Origin of the sequence: Candidatus Thioglobus sp. NP1, from assembly GCF_003326015.1 — a bacterium.
In the GTDB taxonomy this organism is placed as follows: Bacteria; Pseudomonadota; Gammaproteobacteria; order PS1; family Pseudothioglobaceae; genus Pseudothioglobus; species Pseudothioglobus singularis_A.
Map to the genome: position 1 here is coordinate 172,364 of NZ_CP023860.1, position 17,790 is coordinate 190,153.

At 37.7% G+C, this 17,790-nt stretch carries 18 protein-coding genes; 2 read left to right on the forward strand and 16 right to left on the reverse strand.

Annotation, left to right across the window (positions count from 1 at the left end; translation table 11 throughout):
- From CRN91_RS00920 to CRN91_RS00990, 15 genes are all read right to left on the reverse strand, one after another.
- Nucleotides 1–882, reverse strand: coding sequence for a carbohydrate ABC transporter permease (locus CRN91_RS00920; RefSeq protein ID WP_114114586.1), 882 nt, complete (start codon nucleotides 880–882; stop codon nucleotides 1–3).
- 1 nt (nucleotide 883) lies between these two features.
- A complete protein-coding gene (locus CRN91_RS00925) occupies nucleotides 884–1,909 on the reverse strand; it encodes a carbohydrate ABC transporter permease (RefSeq protein WP_114114587.1) in 1,026 nt (341 codons plus the stop codon).
- A 99-nt stretch (nucleotides 1,910–2,008) separates the two neighbouring features.
- Nucleotides 2,009–3,238, reverse strand: coding sequence for an ABC transporter substrate-binding protein (locus CRN91_RS00930; protein WP_114114588.1), 1,230 nt, complete (start codon nucleotides 3,236–3,238; stop codon nucleotides 2,009–2,011).
- Nucleotides 3,239–3,436: 198 nt separating this feature from the next.
- Nucleotides 3,437–4,255: a phosphoserine phosphatase SerB gene (gene serB, locus CRN91_RS00935; RefSeq protein ID WP_114114589.1), complete on the reverse strand. Its 819-nt coding sequence runs from the start codon at nucleotides 4,253–4,255 to the stop codon at nucleotides 3,437–3,439.
- 91 nt (nucleotides 4,256–4,346) lie between these two features.
- Nucleotides 4,347–5,057, reverse strand: a complete 711-nt coding sequence (locus tag CRN91_RS00940; RefSeq protein ID WP_114114590.1) for an RraA family protein — start codon at nucleotides 5,055–5,057, stop codon at nucleotides 4,347–4,349.
- Entirely contained in the window at nucleotides 5,042–5,734 is a 693-nt protein-coding gene (locus CRN91_RS00945; RefSeq protein WP_114114591.1) for an alpha/beta fold hydrolase, read from the reverse strand. Before CRN91_RS00945 ends, CRN91_RS00940 begins: the two co-directional genes overlap by 16 nt.
- The gene (locus CRN91_RS00950) at nucleotides 5,731–6,864 is read right to left on the reverse strand and encodes a cobalamin-independent methionine synthase II family protein (protein WP_114114592.1); all 1,134 of its coding nucleotides are present in this window, start codon (nucleotides 6,862–6,864) and stop codon (nucleotides 5,731–5,733) included. The genes CRN91_RS00945 and CRN91_RS00950 overlap by 4 nt, the downstream gene beginning before the upstream one ends.
- 31 nt (nucleotides 6,865–6,895) lie before the next feature.
- Nucleotides 6,896–7,861, reverse strand: a complete 966-nt coding sequence (locus tag CRN91_RS00955; protein ID WP_114114593.1) for a cupin domain-containing protein — start codon at nucleotides 7,859–7,861, stop codon at nucleotides 6,896–6,898.
- Nucleotides 7,862–7,863: 2 nt separating this feature from the next.
- Nucleotides 7,864–8,832, reverse strand: coding sequence for a nuclear transport factor 2 family protein (locus tag CRN91_RS00960; RefSeq protein WP_114114594.1), 969 nt, complete (start codon nucleotides 8,830–8,832; stop codon nucleotides 7,864–7,866).
- A gap of 12 nt (nucleotides 8,833–8,844) precedes the next feature.
- On the reverse strand, nucleotides 8,845–9,858 hold the full coding sequence (locus CRN91_RS00965; protein ID WP_114114595.1) for a LacI family DNA-binding transcriptional regulator: 1,014 nt from the start codon (nucleotides 9,856–9,858) through the stop codon (nucleotides 8,845–8,847).
- Nucleotides 9,858–10,622, reverse strand: a complete 765-nt coding sequence (locus CRN91_RS00970) for an SDR family NAD(P)-dependent oxidoreductase (protein WP_114114596.1) — start codon at nucleotides 10,620–10,622, stop codon at nucleotides 9,858–9,860. The genes CRN91_RS00965 and CRN91_RS00970 overlap by 1 nt, the downstream gene beginning before the upstream one ends.
- 2 nt (nucleotides 10,623–10,624) lie before the next feature.
- The gene (locus tag CRN91_RS00975) at nucleotides 10,625–11,629 is read right to left on the reverse strand and encodes an ester cyclase (protein ID WP_114116039.1); all 1,005 of its coding nucleotides are present in this window, start codon (nucleotides 11,627–11,629) and stop codon (nucleotides 10,625–10,627) included.
- A 50-nt stretch (nucleotides 11,630–11,679) separates the two neighbouring features.
- The gene (gene hisD / locus CRN91_RS00980; protein ID WP_114114597.1) at nucleotides 11,680–12,990 is read right to left on the reverse strand and encodes a histidinol dehydrogenase; all 1,311 of its coding nucleotides are present in this window, start codon (nucleotides 12,988–12,990) and stop codon (nucleotides 11,680–11,682) included.
- 11 nt (nucleotides 12,991–13,001) lie between these two features.
- Nucleotides 13,002–13,487: an ester cyclase gene (locus CRN91_RS00985; protein WP_114114598.1), complete on the reverse strand. Its 486-nt coding sequence runs from the start codon at nucleotides 13,485–13,487 to the stop codon at nucleotides 13,002–13,004.
- A 15-nt stretch (nucleotides 13,488–13,502) separates the two neighbouring features.
- Nucleotides 13,503–14,555 (reverse strand): ABC transporter ATP-binding protein, encoded by a 1,053-nt coding sequence (locus CRN91_RS00990; RefSeq protein ID WP_114114599.1) that lies wholly within the window; start codon nucleotides 14,553–14,555, stop codon nucleotides 13,503–13,505.
- Nucleotides 14,556–14,750: 195 nt separating this feature from the next.
- Here CRN91_RS00990 and CRN91_RS00995 point away from each other — a divergent pair, with 195 nt between their 5' ends.
- Both CRN91_RS00995 and CRN91_RS01000 read left to right on the forward strand, forming a co-directional pair.
- Nucleotides 14,751–15,662 (forward strand): beta-keto acid cleavage family enzyme, encoded by a 912-nt coding sequence (locus tag CRN91_RS00995; protein ID WP_114114600.1) that lies wholly within the window; start codon nucleotides 14,751–14,753, stop codon nucleotides 15,660–15,662.
- Between the two features lie 2 nt (nucleotides 15,663–15,664).
- The gene (locus CRN91_RS01000) at nucleotides 15,665–17,143 is read left to right on the forward strand and encodes a carnitine 3-dehydrogenase (RefSeq protein WP_114114601.1); all 1,479 of its coding nucleotides are present in this window, start codon (nucleotides 15,665–15,667) and stop codon (nucleotides 17,141–17,143) included.
- Here CRN91_RS01000 and CRN91_RS01005 read toward each other — a convergent pair.
- Nucleotides 17,140–17,751, reverse strand: a complete 612-nt coding sequence (locus CRN91_RS01005) for a short chain dehydrogenase (protein ID WP_114114602.1) — start codon at nucleotides 17,749–17,751, stop codon at nucleotides 17,140–17,142. The two genes, CRN91_RS01000 and CRN91_RS01005, sit on opposite strands and share 4 nt — an antisense overlap.
- Nucleotides 17,752–17,790 lie beyond the last annotated feature (39 nt).

Genomic DNA, 17,790 nt, shown 5'->3' on the forward strand with positions numbered 1-17,790 from the left:
TTAACCCTTGACAGCGCCGGCTGTTAATCCACTAACAAGCTGTCTTTGAAAAAACATAACCAGAATAAACAATGGAATTATGGCAGATACAACTGCTGCAACTGCAAACATAATATTACCTTCTGTTTGAGTAGTACCCATAAAGCTAGCAATTTTAGGGACCATAGTTTGGTTTTCCTGGGATAGCAGAATTGCTGTAACAGCAAAATCATTATATGCCAAAAGAAATGAGAAGAGTCCAGCAGTAATAACACCTGGCCACATCACTGGAATTATTACATGTCGAAATGCTTGGAACTGAGTACAGCCATCAACTTTTGCACTCTCATCAAGCTCTTTCGGAATTGTTTGAAAAAATGAGTGCAGCATCCATAATGTAAAAGGCTGGTTAATTGCCACTAAAACAATAATAGTAGTCGGAAGTGTTCCCCAAACATTCCAATCGTAGAAGGGTTGTAAATACCCAGAAACAAGAGTGATTGGAGGCAGAGCACGAAAAACAAGTGCGATTATTAGCAGCCAAAAAGAATAACGAAAGCCAGACCTTGAAAGCGCATAACCACCTAAAGTTGCAAGAGTTAATGATATGAGTACTGTGAAAAAACAAACTATCGCTGTATTAAGAAAAGCGCGCCAAAACTCTTCTTGGATCCATGCGCCCTCATAACCAGCGCCTGTAAAAGATTCTCCATATACTGCTTGAGTTCTTACTCCAGAAAATACATTAGTCCAGTCTGCTTTTGAGAAAAAATCCAGCTCTACTTTAAATGAGCCCCACATAGTCCAAATAAATGGAAAGGCTGCCAAAATTAACCAGAATAATACAAAGCCATATATAAGTAGTTGGAGTCCTAATGGTCTTTTTATTTGATTTGAAGTCATATTATTTCTCCGGGTTAAATTCACGCCATGTTCTTATCAAAACAGGCATAAGAAGTATGACGACGCCAATTATTGTCAACACTGATGTGGTTGCCGCCGAAGAAAGAAGTCTTATCTCTTGGCCAATATCATTCCATATAATCCATGAAAGAGAAGTCGCATGTGCCGAAGCACTAAAACCAACTATCGGCTCAAATACTCGAAAATTATCCATCAGCTGAATTAAAGCCACAAATGCCACTAGTGGAGATAAATGAGGCACAATAACATGAATAGTTTGCTGAAAACGTGTGGCCCCATCAATCATTGCTGCTTCTATAGTTTCTTGCGGAACAGTCTGAAGTCCAGCATAAAAAACAATGAATGCAAAAGGGGCAGAATGCCAAACACCGTAAACAATAAGTGTTATCCATGTTAGGTTAGTTGATGCTTTTAATGACAGCATTGGATCTGCAAATAATTCTTGGAGACCTGAACCAATAATACCTCGTGCATCAATCATCCAAAACAGAATCAACGAACCGATCAAAGGGGTAACAATCATTGGCAACAATGAAAAGAACACCATAAATCCTTTCAAGTGACGATGCAGTGAGTTAACTGCTAGTGCAATTATAAATCCAAATAATATAACCAGTGGGGTTACCACAGCAGTATAAGTCAAAGTAAAGCCCATTGCTCGATAAAATGGAAGATTCTTTAGACTGGAAAAAAAATCAATGAAGTTTGTCTTATTCTCCCATAACTCACCAACCTCTTTAAAGGCTAGGTGATTTCTATCAGTATAGATTTGAAATCCAACCCACTTCCCTTGTGGCTTATCTTTCTTAATTTGTTGACTTGCCTGATGGTCAATAGTTGTTTCAGATTTACAACCAAATGGATCACATGATTCAACAACAATCAAAACTGCGTCATGAGGTGTATGAAGTGATTGGCTTACAATCGAAGTTAAGGGTAAGGCAATGAACAAAAACATTGCTAGTGCTGTAGGTAAAAAAAACCAAAAAAAAGTCTTATGCTTCATATGGAAATAATAAGATTAGAGAAACTTAATTATACAAAAAAAGAAAAGGGCATGTGCAACACACGCCCTAATCTTAGGAGACAAACAACTTACAAAAGCTTATAAATAGCCTTTTTCTGTCGCAGCAGTTGTGTATGCCGCTTCTAAACCAGCTAAAGCTTGCTCAGCAGTTTCTTTGCCTTGCATGAAGTCAACTAATTCAGCACCTGCGGCTGAATGCATTAGACCTGCATATGGCAACATTGGATAAGGCTTAGTTCCCATTGCAGCAGCAGCAAATACACCTGCAGCAGCTGGAGTAGGCTCATAACCGTCAATTAACCAAACAGCTTGTGGCGAAGTCGTTTCGTTCAACATATCTGGACGAATTGCATGCATCAAAGCCATAAAAGTAGCCTCTGCATCTGCATCTGAAATATTCTTAGCTACAGTAAATCCATCCCACCATAGAGTTGAAGCTGCAGTTGTTCCACCACCAACTGTCATAGGACCAGCAGTAGCTGTAGCAGCTACTACAGCTGCATCTACCTCATCACCTCTAAGAGCACCGATACGTGATCCCCACATATTCATCAGAGCAACATTACCAGCTTTCCATTCGGCACTAGTTGCGTTTGAGTCATGCGTTAGGAAGTCAGGGTTCATATACTCAGATAAAGCTTTCATCATATTTAGTGCATCTACACCATGTTGGTTATTGACAGCAATTTCAGCTGTTCCTGGCTTAAAGAACTCACCACCATGACCAATATACATATTAACAAACTCTTCTGCTAAGTTCCAGCCTGAAGCATAAGCACCACCAAGTGGGTACTGCATCAAATTATAGTTACGAATTGTTTCAGCAGCTGCTAACATTTCTTCATAAGTCGAAGGAACATCAATACGTAACTCTTTCAAAACATCTGATCTATAAGTAAGATGTTGAGCATTTGCCATAAAGGCAATACCCATAATATTACCATCAATTGTAACTAACTGGCTTTTCTGAAGACCCTGTCCATGCTTAGCAACTAGATCATTCAAAGGTCTGATCACATCATTGTTCATAAGTGCAACAATTGATGAGTTAGCAACGATAGCTGCTGTAAATTCAGCTGGGTTACCAGTCATACCTGGAAGATTAATTTTTTGATGATCAGCAGTTAGATTTGTTTCAACTGTAACACCACCACCTGCACATTCCATTGCTCCAGCACCAATAGTTTGGATCGCTGGAAACTCATTACCAACAATACTAACTCTGCCTTCAGCAATTCCACATCCTGCCCAAGCACTAGAAGTTAGTGTTGTAATTGCTACTACTGTAGCGATTTTTCTTAAAAACATATAACACTCCTTATTTAATATTCTTTAATTTACATCATAGGAAAACAAATGTGTTTGTTTTGCATACGATTGCAAATGAAGTATATCATAGACTGGTATTCGCTACATAACTTTTTCATATCTTAATGAACATTATGGTTAATTTAGATATAGTCCTAATTCTCTAAGAATTAGCAAGAGGTTTTGTATACTATTAAGTCAATCAAAAAAATCGATAACTGAGTCCAAACTCGTGAAGTTAATAATAACATCACAATTTTTTTGTAATAAAGGTTTTGCTTTGTAGGCAATGGATAATCCCACAATTCTCATCATTTCTAGATCATTTGCACCATCGCCAATGGCTAGAACTTGGTTTTTTTTAAGGCCATAAATCATGCAGAGCTCATTAATGTAGTTTGCTTTTTCTTGAGGACCAACAACTGTCCCAATAACACTTCCTGTTAAATAATTATTTATAATCTCTACATTATTAGCTTTAAATGAATCAAGCCCCAGTTGATTTTGAAGTTGCTGAGCAAAATAAGATAGTCCACCAGAAACTAATGCAGTTTTAATATTCATTGATTTTAAAAAATCAATTAGTTCAATGGCTCCATCACTGTAATTTAATTTTTCATCATATACTTGCTTTAAAATTTCAATTTTAGTGCCTCTTAGCATTAAAACTCTAGCTTTAAATGAAGAGCTAAAATCTTGGTATCCTAGCATAGTTTTTTTAGTGATAGATGCCACCTCATTTTCTATACCTACTAATTTAGCGATCTCATCAATGGTCTCAATTGTGACCAAAGTTGAATCCATATCGCTAACAAAAAGTCCTATTTCAGAGTAGTTAAAATTATCTTTAAATAGATTTAAGTCAGCTCTATTTGATTGTCTTAATTGCTCTAAATTGAATGACAGCTTTGTATGAATACGGAAGTGATTTTTTCTTTGTTCTAGCTCTCCATTTAAATTGGATGAAAGATTTTGAGCTAAAGCTAAATCTTGACTATGCAAAATGATTGTCTTCATTAAGATATTCGATACACTCCACTAAGTGCATCAATTAGATCGAGACATACTATGTGAAATTTCTTATTAACCTTACTCAAGCTTAAAAAAATTATGTTCTTGATTTTTCGAAATCTTCCCATGCACTTTTAAAGCTATCAAAATTGAAATCTTTCTTTTCAGCAGGACCAAGTATTAACTGCTCTGAAGCAAATAACTTTTTGATAGCATCCTTTAAACCATTAATAACTTCTTTAGGAATTACAACTGCACCATGAAGATCGGCATGAATTAAATCATTTGGCGACACACTCATACCAAGAACACTAATTTTTGTATCAATTTCTCTTACGTGAACAAACCCGTGACTTGGACCGATAGAGCCTGCAACAACTGGAAAATCTACTGCAAGATCACCAAGATCTCTCATGACCCCATTAGTCAGCGCTCCAGAGAGGCCAAACCCTTTGTGGACCTTAGTATTAACCTCACCCCAATAAGCTCCAATACAATTTGGATAATCAACATCCTCAATTACTGCAACAGAAGGGCCAGTGACTTCTGACATATATTGGTAATAATTCATCCTTCGCTCTTTAGTTATCTCTTGATCTTCTTGAGGAGGACTCAGCGCAGCAATTTTTGCAGTTTTAGCAAAACCTACCATTGCTCCACCCTTTGGTGCTGAGCAAATCATCGTTCCATGAGTAAATTCTGAAAAACCACGCTTACCTTGTGCTACTTCAATTGCATTACATACTGTAGGCGTGTCAACTGATTTAAGAAGTTCAAGTAACTCTGAATCTATCAATTCATTAGCCATTTCTTTAGTACCTCCGTGGTTTTTATAGGTTGCTCTAATGTTGGCATATGGCCAGCATTCTTAATTACCTCTAATTTAGAATTACTAATAATATTATGCATCAACTCATGCCTATCTAAAGGACATAATTTATCCTCTAAACCACACATAATAAGCACTGGCATATTAAGTAATCTAAGTGTTTTTTGGTAATCCATTCTATCTCGAAGTGCTTTTGATTGATTAATAAAAACTTTAGGACCCAAAGACAGCGCCATTTCCATACAAGTATTTAAGATAGTATCTTGATTCTCACTATCAGCTAAATAATTAGGTTTCATTTCATCACGAATAACATTTATTAATTTACCAGAAAGTGCTTCGCTCATTTGTGGCCCCCGCTTAAGCTTAACTTCCTCTAATTCAGCATAAGGATTAGTATCAATAAGTGCTAATTTTTCAATACGTTCCGGTGCTTGTGCACATACAGCCATAGCAACGATTCCACCCATAGAATGTCCAGCCAGGCAAAAATTTCTTGGCGCTTTACTTAAGACATATGCTGCCAAATCAGTCATATTTGAATGTTTAGATATATCTGCAATAGAAACTTCATAATATTTACCAAGCTCTTTTATTTGATGATTAAAAATACGCTCATCACACATCATTCCAGGAATCAGAACTAAGGCTGTCATAGCCGACTAGTTGCAAGTGCGGCACCCTCAGACAGCGACTTTAGTTTGGCAAAAGCAATGTCTGGATCCACTGCACCAAATCCAGCAAAGGTACCAAACCCGCAATCAGAACCCGCAATTACTCTCTCCTTGCCAACTATATTAACAAATTTTTCAATGCGCTCAGCGACTAACTCTGGATGCTCAATAAAATTAGTCGTAGTATCAACGACTCCTGGAACAAGTATTTTAGTATCAGGTATGTCATTCTTTCGATCCCTAAATACAGTCCATTCATGGGCATGGCGTGGGTTTGAAGTTTCGAACAATGTATATCGAGCCTTCGCTTTCATTAATGTACCAAAGACCTTACTCATATCTATATCACAGCAATGAGGGCCCTCGTAGTTGCCCCAACAAATATGAATTCTGACTTTCTCTTCTGGTACATTCTTAAGCGCATGATTCATAGCCTCAACATGAGAATCAGCAATCTTAATAAACTCTGAATCTGACAAATCATTAAAAAGCATATGTCTAGAAAGTGCTAGATCTGGACAGTCCAACTGAAGATCTAATCCTGAAGCAACAATAGTCTCATACTCGTCCCTCATTACATCAGCAAGTGCAGCAAGGTAAGCATCTCTTGAAGGGTAATAATCATTTTGCAAAAATAATGAAATAACACCTGGCGATGCTGCGTTCATAAAGCCTCTTTCAATGCCATTTGCATTCATCGCAGCTTGCAAATTCGAGATATCTTTTTGCAACTCCCCCTGACCTTTTGACTTAATCTCACTAGTACACATTGGGCGAGCATATTGAGGAGTTCCTCCCTCATCAGCCAATCTTTTTAGAAAGCCAGGAAACTGCTTCAAATCTTCTGGTGCATTTCGAGAGCTATCTCCAGAGAAACCTTCATACCTATCTTTGACATAGGTTGCATAAGATATTTTTGATGTTTCACCATCACTAACGATATCAATGCCTGCTTTCTTTTGCTTTTCAACTGTATTTTTGACACTTAGTTTCATACAATCATCAAATTTTTGCTCATCAAATTGCTGATTATTCTCTCGAGCAAAAATATAATCCACAACATCTTGTGATCGTGGCAATGAACCTACGTGACTAGTTAAAATTTTGCTCATTTATTAACCCCTAATAATAATTTTTATAATACTACCTTAACCAAGTTGATCCTGCAGGATCATCAGTATTAGTAACGCGAAAAAGACTAGCATTGCCTATCTTTCTGGGCACAAGTTTATGATCTAAATTAGGTGGAATTAAGCAAGTATCACCTGGCCCAAGATTAGTTTTTTTGCTATCCCACTGTAATTCCCACTCTCCATTCATAATCATATTAACTACATGATGATTAGTTGAATAGGTTTTGTTTAAAAATGAATCATCAGTAATAAAATCAACTTCAAAACCTGGACGATCCTTTAATATTGCTTCTCTTCCAATAACTTTTGCTGGTTTATTTTTTGATTTTTGATGTAATTCTGAAGAACTTACAAAAAAGTTATTTAAAAAATCCTCAGTTGTTATTTCAGGAAAATTTTTCAATTCCTCATCAGTAAGTACAGGCATTGGATTAATATTATTTGGCAAAGACTGGCCTTTTTTAGTGTCGTATAATAATCCATCTTCACCAAGAATAAGTCCAAAATCTTTAGCATCATTAATAACCTTTGGAGCCCATGTAACTCCACCTCCAGCATCATCTCCACCAAGGATAGCCATTAACATTCCATAGTCGCTTCCAACATTTTCAAATGCTCGAAATATACCTGTAGGGATATTTATAAGATCTCCCTCTTCAGCAATAACTTCACCAGCATTTCCAGACTGTCCCCAAAAAAAACGCCACTTACCCTTAAATACATAGAATACTTCAGCTGTTGTGTGCGTATGAAGCGAGTTAATACAACCTGGTGGTTGACCAGCAGCACCAATATTAAAGCCAGGTGTTTGTTTAATATGAACATGCTGATCAGGACTTTCTGATACCCCTGATCCAATAATGGTAAAGTTTTCTTTCTGATTTGAACCGGGAGTGTGAGCATCAATAAAGGCTGTTTTACAAGGCTTTAAATCAGCATATCGAACTATACATTTTTCCATCTGTTCTAATGTCATTATCAGCCCATCTTAATTAGTATTTGCTTCCATAATGCGGTTTCATCAAAAAGGGTGTATTCTCTCCTCAAGCCCGATGGACCAAATTCAGCATGTGAAACTCCCATTACGTAAAGCTCAGCACCGGTTGGCTCGCCAAAAACACCTGAACCTTCATGTTTTCCTTTTAGACTCCATCGAACTGCAGCTCGAGGAGACATTTTTTTATCCTCACGACCAATTTGATGTTCAACAGAAAATTTAGCACTTGGCATTGATGAGCGCAATCCCATCCAAAATTCCTCTGCATCAGGATAAGAATGTGCTGATACGCCTCCTGGATACTCGAGGTGGCAACCCCTGTCGTACTCGGAATGAATAACTGATTGATCAGAATTCATTATCCGTTTCAATATGTCAACATACTTTTCGCCCCACTCATTATTATTGCCCTTACCTAAATATGGTCCTGGTTTATCTATGGTATCTGTAAAGGGTCTATTACAGTTACTCATACCTCCCTCTAAATCTATCTGTTTTCTAGCAAAGTCCTTAGGATGGTCACCTAATTGTCTTGCCATAGCACCCACATCACGAATCAACCACTCATCATTGACCTGGTTATTAATCGCATGACAATCTGCAATAGTTCTAAAGACAATTTTTTTGCCAGTAGGCTTACCAAACTGGCCATCTCCTAAGTGTGTTGCAGTTGATATAATTCTATGCGAAGATAGCATTCCTGTTTCAGGAGTACCTGACCATATTACATCTTCACCTAAAAGTTGACGATCTGGAAACTCTGTTAATGTAGCATTGGTAGCATCGATAACAGGTTTGTTACCAATTACAAGTGCAGAGGGTGATCTTAAAATAATATCATCTGAATACAAGTATAGTAACTTATCTACTCCTCGCTCCTCCCAAATTTCGTAAGTAATTCCATTTATCCAGTCTGGAAAATTTTTGTACTTTGGATCAAAATCTTTCATTTAATTAGCTCCTTATTTCTTTAAAATTTTTACTGATCCTCTTTGAATAAGAGGCCCATCTATTTCAATCCGTCTTGCGATAGTCGAATTATTTTCAATACAGTCAATGAGGATTGAAACTGTTTCTGCTACCATACGCTTAGCAGGCTGTCTAACTGTACTAAGGCTATAAGCTGGCCAAGCAGCAACTGGAACATCATCATAACCAACCACTGAAACCTGTTCAGGTATTTTTATTCCAAGTTCAAAACGGATTACGTCCATTACTGCAAATGCCATGTGGTCATTAGCAACAAAAACTGCATCTGGTATTTCGTCCTTAGAGAACATATTTCGTGCTGCTTGTCGAGCTTGTTCTAAATCAAAATTACCTACCTCTCTAGAGAAAAGACTTTGTCCATTTTTTTTAAGTTCATCAATAAAGCCTTTTTCTCTATCTCTTTGAGTAGAAGCTCCCTCCCATCCTGCAATATAAGCAATTCGCTTATGGTCATTTTTACACAGAAGTTGAGCAACTTTTTTTCCTCCAAGCTCGTTATCAGAAGTAACAGCTGATAATCTCTTATCATCTTGAGTACGGTTAAACAAAATAACAGGAACCCCCGCATCAGAACATCTTGCTGCCAAATTAGTAGACATACCTACTGAGGCTGCAATTATTCCATCAACTTGATAGTCTAAAATTTCATCTACAACATTATCAATATTTCCTGTGGTATTTGTCGCCATGAAGACCAGCACGTGGTAGCCATTTTTTTGAAGCGCTCCAGAAAGTAGCTCTAAAGCCTCAGGATAAAAATAATTATCTAAGTAGGCAACAACTAATCCTATAATTTTTGACTTCCCAGTGATTAATGATCGAGCCAATACATTTGGCCTATACCCAAGATCCAAAGCAGCTTTTCGAACTAATGCATTAGTCTTTTTAGATGATGAAGCTCCAGGTGTAAAAACTCGAGACACCGCAGATTGGCTTACACCAGCAAGTTTTGCAACCTCTATTGATGTTATTTTTTTATTTAACATTAGTCTGCTGTCCAACCCCCATCTACCATAAGTGCAGATCCAGTAATCATTGAGGAGGCATCTGAAGCTAGAAAAACAACTGCACCCATGATATCTTCAACCTCTCCAATTCGGCCTAATTTAATTTTGCTTTCAATCCACTCTTTCCGCTCAGGATTATCAAAAGTAGACTGTGTGAGAGGCGTCCTTATAAATGTTGGACAGATTGTATTGATTCTAATTTGATGAGGTCCCCACTCAATAGCCATCGCCTTAGTAAAACCCTCAACAGCATGCTTTGATGCAGAATAAACTGCTCGATCAATGCCACCAACATGTCCCATCTGCGAAGAAATATTAATTAAAGAGCCAGGTTTTTTTGCTGCTAACATTCCATTTGCTACCGCCTGAGTAAGGAAATATGCGCCACGGAGATTTACATTCATTACTGCGTCAAAATCTTCTACTGATGTGTCTTTAGAAGGTGCATGTCGTCCTAAGCCTGCACTATTAACTAGAATATCAAATGGGCCATTTCTGTCAATAATTTCTTTGATTAAATCTGTATCAGCAACATCCATCATCATTGCTTCAGCACTTAACCCTTTTGCCTTAATTGCATCAACAATTGAATCAAGTTTATCAATACTGCGAGCTGATACTACAACATGAGCACCTGCTTCAGCTAGAGCCACTGCACAACTTAGGCCAATACCAGACGAAGCCCCTGTAATTAATGCAGTCTTATTTTCTAGCCTAAATGATGGTGTAGTTGGAAGTTTCACAATTAATGCACCTTTATATTTCTTGCTTTATTAAACTCTCTTACTCTACCTAGCACATCGACACCCATTTGATCATATATATCAAGGATATCAATCATGACCCAGTTTTCCCTTATTTTTCCTTCTTCAAGTCTCCAGAAATCAAGTGAGCGAAGAACTACTTCTTTGTTATTTGGGGCTATACCCATCCAACCATCATGGGTCAGAGTTTGTTTCATATTTGGCCACCCAGTAACCGCCACATAGTCTCCATCTCCAAAAAAGTGGAAATCTACTTTATCTCCCGAGCCACCTTTATTAGTGAAGGTTGTATCCTTGCCCCTATCAGGCATAGCATTGAGAAATGGAATCTGATGCCAATTTCTAAAACCTTCAATTCCTCTTCCACTGCCAATAGCAGATGGACCATACCAATTCATTTTTGGATGCCAATAGTAATCCATTTTCATAATTTCAGGACCACCCTGTGATGGATGCTTTTTCATAGCATCAGCCATTCCTAAAATGTGCTCCATTGAAGAGTTGCTTTTTTCTAGATCATAAGGCTTATCTGAAATTCCATCCATCGTTGCTGGCCCTGGAACACACCATTCTCTTCCAAGTGATGGAGCCATTGGCCATGAATCTGATTGCATCATTAGTTCTGGTATATCCCATAAAGCCTGAACTTCTATTATTTTGTCACCCTTAAAGCAATAAAACTCATGAAATCTCATATGGGCTATATGGCCTGTTGGTGGTATATCTAAAAAAGGCTTCAAGAAAGTACCATTATAAAAGCCAGCGCATCCTACCCACTCTATATCCCTTTCTGTTTTTCCAGCAATAACAATATAATCCCGCCTTTCTAGATCTGGTAATGACTCAAACAAGGGTTGCAGAGCCTGATTATAAAAATTAGTTGAGCCTGATATATCCCCAAAAGGATGGGAAAGATGAATAATAGCTTCTTCATGAAATAAGGAGTCAAGGTTTTTTCGAACCCCATCTTCAGTAAAACTGTACATACTTAATCTTAGAGGCTTTATTAGATCCTTAAGATTATTTATTCTATGCACTACTGCGCTGCCTTACCATAAGGCACATCCTCTCCACCATAACGCCTTACTCTTATATTAGCTTGCTCTGCATGACCAACAAATGACTCAAGCATACAGAGTCGAGAACAGTACCTACCAATCTTAACGGCCGCCTCATCTGTAGTAATTTTTTGATAGCTATGAGTTTTAAGATACTTACCAACCCAAAGTCCCCCGGTATAACGACCTGCTTTTTTTGTTGGTAAAGTATGATTGGTTCCAATTACTTTATCACCATTAGAAACATTTGTTCTTGGTCCTAAGAATAATGCGCCATAAGAATGCATATTTTCTAAAAACCAATCATCACGATCTGTCATTACCTGGACATGCTCAGATGCAATTTCGTTTGCAACATCTAGCATCTCTTCATAAGTATCACACAGCACAATTTCTCCATATTCTTTCCAACTTACTGAAGCAGTATCCGCTGTGGGAAGGATTGTTAAAATTCTTTCGATTTCAGATATTGTCTCTTCAGCTAGACTTTTATTATTAGTTACTAGAACAGCTGGAGAGTTATATCCATGTTCGGCTTGACCCAACAAGTCTGTTGCACATAATTCTGCATCAACAGTATCATCAGCTATCACCATAGTCTCTGTTGGTCCAGCAAATAAATCAATCCCAACCTTACCAAATAACTGCCTTTTAGCTTCGGCAACAAAGGCATTTCCTGGCCCAACAAGCATATCAACTGGATCAATTGTCTCAGTTCCTAAAGCCATAGCACCAACAGCTTGAATACCTCCTATGACATATATTTCATGCGCACCACCAAAGTGCATAGCTGCAATAACTGCTGGATTTGGTGAGCCTTGATAAGGAGGAGTACATGCAATTATCCTTGGAACTTTTGCAACACTAGCTGTAACAACCGACATATGTGCAGAGGCAACCATTGGGAATTTACCTGCTGGAATATAACATCCAACTGATTGAACAGGAATATTTTTATGTCCTAAAATAACTCCTGGCATAGTTTCAACTTCAATATCTTGCATTGAGTCACGTTGCGCTTGAGCAAAGTTTCTGACCTGCTCCTGTGCGAATTTAATATCCTCAAGATCTTGCTTAGATACCTGATTTATTAGGTTATCGATTTCTGCTTGACTTAATTTAAAAGATTCTGGAGTGTAGTTATCAAACTTTTTCGCAAACTCTTTCACAGCTTCATCACCTCTTTCCTCAATAGCTTTTAAGGTGTTTTTAACAATTTCACTAACCTGGGCATCATCTATAGCTTTGGCTGCATCAGTCTTTCCTTTTTTTAAATAATTAATTGCCATAATGTCTCCAATTAGTTAGGCTTTGAGGGAATTAATTCACCTCGATCATATGATTCCCAACCTAAGCCGTTAAAAATATCAACACCCAGTTGGGATAAAATACTTGGGAAATCTACAGTTACCCAATTGTCTATTATGAGACCGTCTTTGACCTCCCAAAAATCTGTATAGTGAATTTTCACACGTTTGTTCGTAGGTGCTATACCCATAAATTCTCCACTATGGATTGCATCAATATGACCAAAGCATGATGCCCAATTACCATCTACTAAAAACTTATCAGTATTATATATTCGATCAGAAAAAGCGGCCCTTAAGGGGAGTTGCCAATTATTTCGAAAATCTTCAAGATTCTTTTTTACACCACAACCTTGATTGCCCATCCAGCGAAAATCTTTATGAAAGTGCTTGTCCATACTGTTTGAATTAGCTCCCAATGCTTCTTCCATTGCCTTAACTACTGCAAGGGTTTTTTGGGATTTTTCATCATAACTCATTCCAAATCTCCAATTTTAGTCATCTAGCATCTTGCCAGTTTTTGAACTGAAAAGAAGGCACAAGTTTGCAGAAATATTTGCCATCACTTTAGAGCCAATTTCTACATGGAAATTTTTATCAGATTTAATTGATATAAGATCTCCACCAGCCTTTATTGAAACCATAGTCATATCTCCTAAAAGTTCCATAGAAAATGCTGGCGCTGAAATTGAGCCCTTACTTTTAACAATAGTAGCATCTTCAGCACGAAACCCCAACTGAACCTTCCCAGAATGTTTCTTACTTAAGCCTTCAATCTTTACGTTATCACATGTAAAAACGCCATCCTTAATTACGCCATTCATCAGATTCATAGCAGGAGAGCCAATAAAACTAGCCACAAAACTATTGGCAGGTTTATTGTATATTTCTTGGGGGGTTCCAACCTGCTGAACAAGTCCATTGTTCATCACAACAACACGATCAGCAAGGGTCATTGCCTCAACCTGATCATGCGTTACATAAATAGTTGTTACACGTAACTTATGCTGCAGGTTTTTAATTTGTGCACGTGTTGAGACCCTTAATTTTGCATCAAGATTTGATAGTGGCTCATCCATTAAAAAAACTGTTGGTTCACGAACAATTGCTCTGGCTAAAGCAACTCTTTGTCTCTGCCCGCCAGAAAGTTCTCCTGGCTTTCGATGAAGGAAATCATTAAGTTCAACCATCTCGGATGCCCTCATTACCTTTTCTTTATGAAGAGCTTTATCAATATTCCTGACCTTTAGAGGGAATCTTATATTTTCATATACAGTCATATTTGGATATAGCGCGTAGGATTGAAAAACCATCGCCACATCACGGTCCTTTGGCTCTAAATCATTAACAACTTTACCATTAATTGATACCTCACCATTTGTAACACTTTCAAGGCCAGCGATCATTCTCATAGTTGTCGTTTTGCCACACCCAGAAGGGCCAAGTAATACCAAGAATTCTTCATTAGGAATAGTCAGATTAAAATTATCTACCCCAACGAAATCTCCCCAGCGTTTTGTGAGGTTTTTTAGTTCAATTTCAGCCATATTTTTTTATGTATACTATTTATGATAAAGTTGCATCGAATTTTGAAATGCATACGATTGCAAAAATATTATAGCACATGCTTTTTTCTTTTGTTACTGATGTTTAAAAAGTGTTCAATAAATCGTATATTATTTCAATCTAAATTTAGTATTAAATAAATTAAAATAACAAAAACCTATGTTTGGAGAAATCATATGACCAACCTACAACCTACACGGGAAGTGTTTATTACATGTGCTGTTACCGGTTCTGGTGACACGACAGGTAAATCAGATAAAGTACCAATCACCCCGCAACAAATTGCTGACTCATGCATTGAGGCAGCTGAAGCTGGTGCAGCTATTGTCCATATTCATGTTCGCAACCCTAAGACTGGGGTGCCAGCTCGTGACCCTGCATTGTATGCTAAAGTTGTTGACATTATTCGTGAATCAAAAGTTGATATGGTAATCAACTTTACTGCAGGAATGGGTGGAGATCTGGTTTTTGGTTCTGCAGAAGAACCGCTTCCACTTAAAGAAGAAGGCACGGATATGGTTGGTGCATCTGAACGACTTGATCATGTTAGAAATATTCTTCCAGAAATATGCACGATTGATTGTGGAACAATGAATTTTGGTGAAGGTGGTTACGTTATGACTAACACTCCAGCTGTTCTTAAGGAGATGGCTGCTCAAGTTCAGGCACTTGGTGTAAAGCCAGAAATAGAATGTTTTGATACAGGACATCTGCAACTTGCGATCTGGTTAAAAAATCAAGGTTTGATTGATGACCCAGTAATGATTCAATTATGTATGGGAATACCATGGGGAGCTCCAGATGATCTTCATACATTTCTAGCAATGACCTCAAGTATTCCTGAGGACTGGACTTTTTCAGCATTCTCAATAAGTAGAAATCAGCTTCCATATGTAGCACTCGCGGTTTTAGCAGGTGGAAATATTCGTGTAGGCCTTGAAGATAATATCTATCTTAAACGTGGGGTCCTGGCTAGCAATGCTGATTTAGTTAAAAAAGCAGTGCAAACTGCTGAAGGTATGGGTTGTTCAATTTTGGGGCCACAACAAGTTCGTGATAATTTGAAGTTGGTTAAGCGCTGGGGATAGCTATGAAAAGTATTAAGTCTGCAGGCGTTATTGGCGCAGGCGTTATTGGTAGTGGATGGATAGCTAGATTTTTGTTAAATGGAATTGATGTTTATGTCTATGACCCATCTACAGAAGCACCTGCAAATGTAGACAAAGTTGTTAAAAATGCTGAGCGATCATATAAAAAATTGCTCAGATCTGATCTGCCTAAAAAGGGCACTCTTTCATTCTCAAGCTCAGTCTCAGAAGTTGCAAGATCTGCAAAATTAATTATTGAAGCCGTTCCAGAAAGACTTTCTGCCAAGCAATCTGTTTATGATGAAATTGAATCAAGTAGCAATAGTGAAGTCATTATTGCCTCATCAACCTCTGGAATTCTGCCTTCAGATTTACAAGCTCAGATGTCACATCCTGATAGACTCTTAGTTGCCCATCCTTTTAATCCAGTTTATCTTCTGCCACTAGTAGAGATGGTTGGTGGTGAAAAAACCTCTAAAAAAGTAATTGAAGAAACAAGTAATATTCTTAGCGTTATTGGCATGTTCCCCCTCCATATTAAAAAAGAAATCCCGGCGTTTATTGCAGATAGACTTCTTGAGTCAGTATGGAGAGAGGCGCTATGGCTAGTCAATGATAATGTTGCTACTACTGAAGAAATTGATGATGCCATTCGTTATGGATTTGGACTTCGCTGGGCACAGATGGGGCTTTTCGAAACCTATAGGCTGGCTGGAGGAGATGCTGGCATGCGTCATTTCATATCCCAATTTGGTCCATGCCTTGAATGGCCTTGGACTCATCTTACCGATGTTCCCGAATTTACAGATGAACTAATAGATAAGGTATCCAATCAATCTGATTTGCAATCAGGTCAATATAGCATTGATGAATTGATGCAAAAACGTGATGATAACTTGGTTGATTTTTTAAAAGTGCTAAAAAATAATCGATGGGGAGCTGGAAATATCCTTAAAGATTTTGATGAGAGACTATCAAATCCAAAATCGAAAATAGAATTCTCAAAACTTGATTTAACTCAACCTTTACTCACTTTCGAAACAAAAATTCCAAAAGAATGGGTTGATTATAATGGGCATATGACTGAGTCTCGCTACCTTGAATGCTTTTCAGAAGCAACGACAGAAATGATGGCTATTGTTGGTGCCAACGAAGATTATATTTCTAGTGTTGGGTCTTACTTTACAGTAGAAACTCATATTCGACATTTAGATGAAGTATTAATTGGTGAAAAAATTTATTCAAAAACACAGGTTATCTTTGGAGAAAATAAAAAACTACACCTATTTCATTGGCTTTATCATGAGAGTGATCGATTACTAGCAACAGCTGAACATATGCTAATTCATGTTGATCTTAATACTCGAGCTGCTAGCTTACCTAATGACGATGTTTTAAAAAGAATGTCAATGGTTTATGAGGCCCACAAAGAACTGCCAAAACCAGATGGGCTTAATCGTGCAGTTGGTGATAAATTTTAAAGGGATCTAGTTTGACATAGCACGCGGCCACTTATAGGGGCAGAAATTGTTCTTCTATATGCTTGGATAATACTTTCCTTTGACGTTGGTTCAAACCCATCAAATAGCATCCCGTAGTGTTCGACAGAGTTTTCGATTATAGATGGGGAGACAATATTAATTCTTAACTTACCTGCATACTCTGCTGCAAGGACTGAAACACACATATTAAGGGCACCATTAGCTGCTGCTGCAACTGCCCCACCCAAAATTGGCTCATCACCAATAATGCCACTTGTCAATGTGATTGATCCATTTTCAGTTAAGAATGGGATTGCTGCTTTAGCAAGGTTTAACTGACTTAAACATTTAGTTGATAAGCCACTCGCAAAGTCTTCCATTGATAACTCATCAAAAGGCTTAAAGGGTGCCGTTCCAATACAAGAGACAAGTCCATCAAAAGAACCTATAGATGAAAAAACATCACTCACACTTTCAAAATCAAAAGCATCAATTTTCAAATCAGGGCCTGAGCGGCTAGCTCGAATAACCTCATAATCAGCCTCAAGTCCTTCAACAACCTCTGTGCCTAACTTTCCAGTAGCACCGACTACAACAATTTTTTTCATTATAAATCCCTAATATTTATTAATAGTTAGGCCTAATAT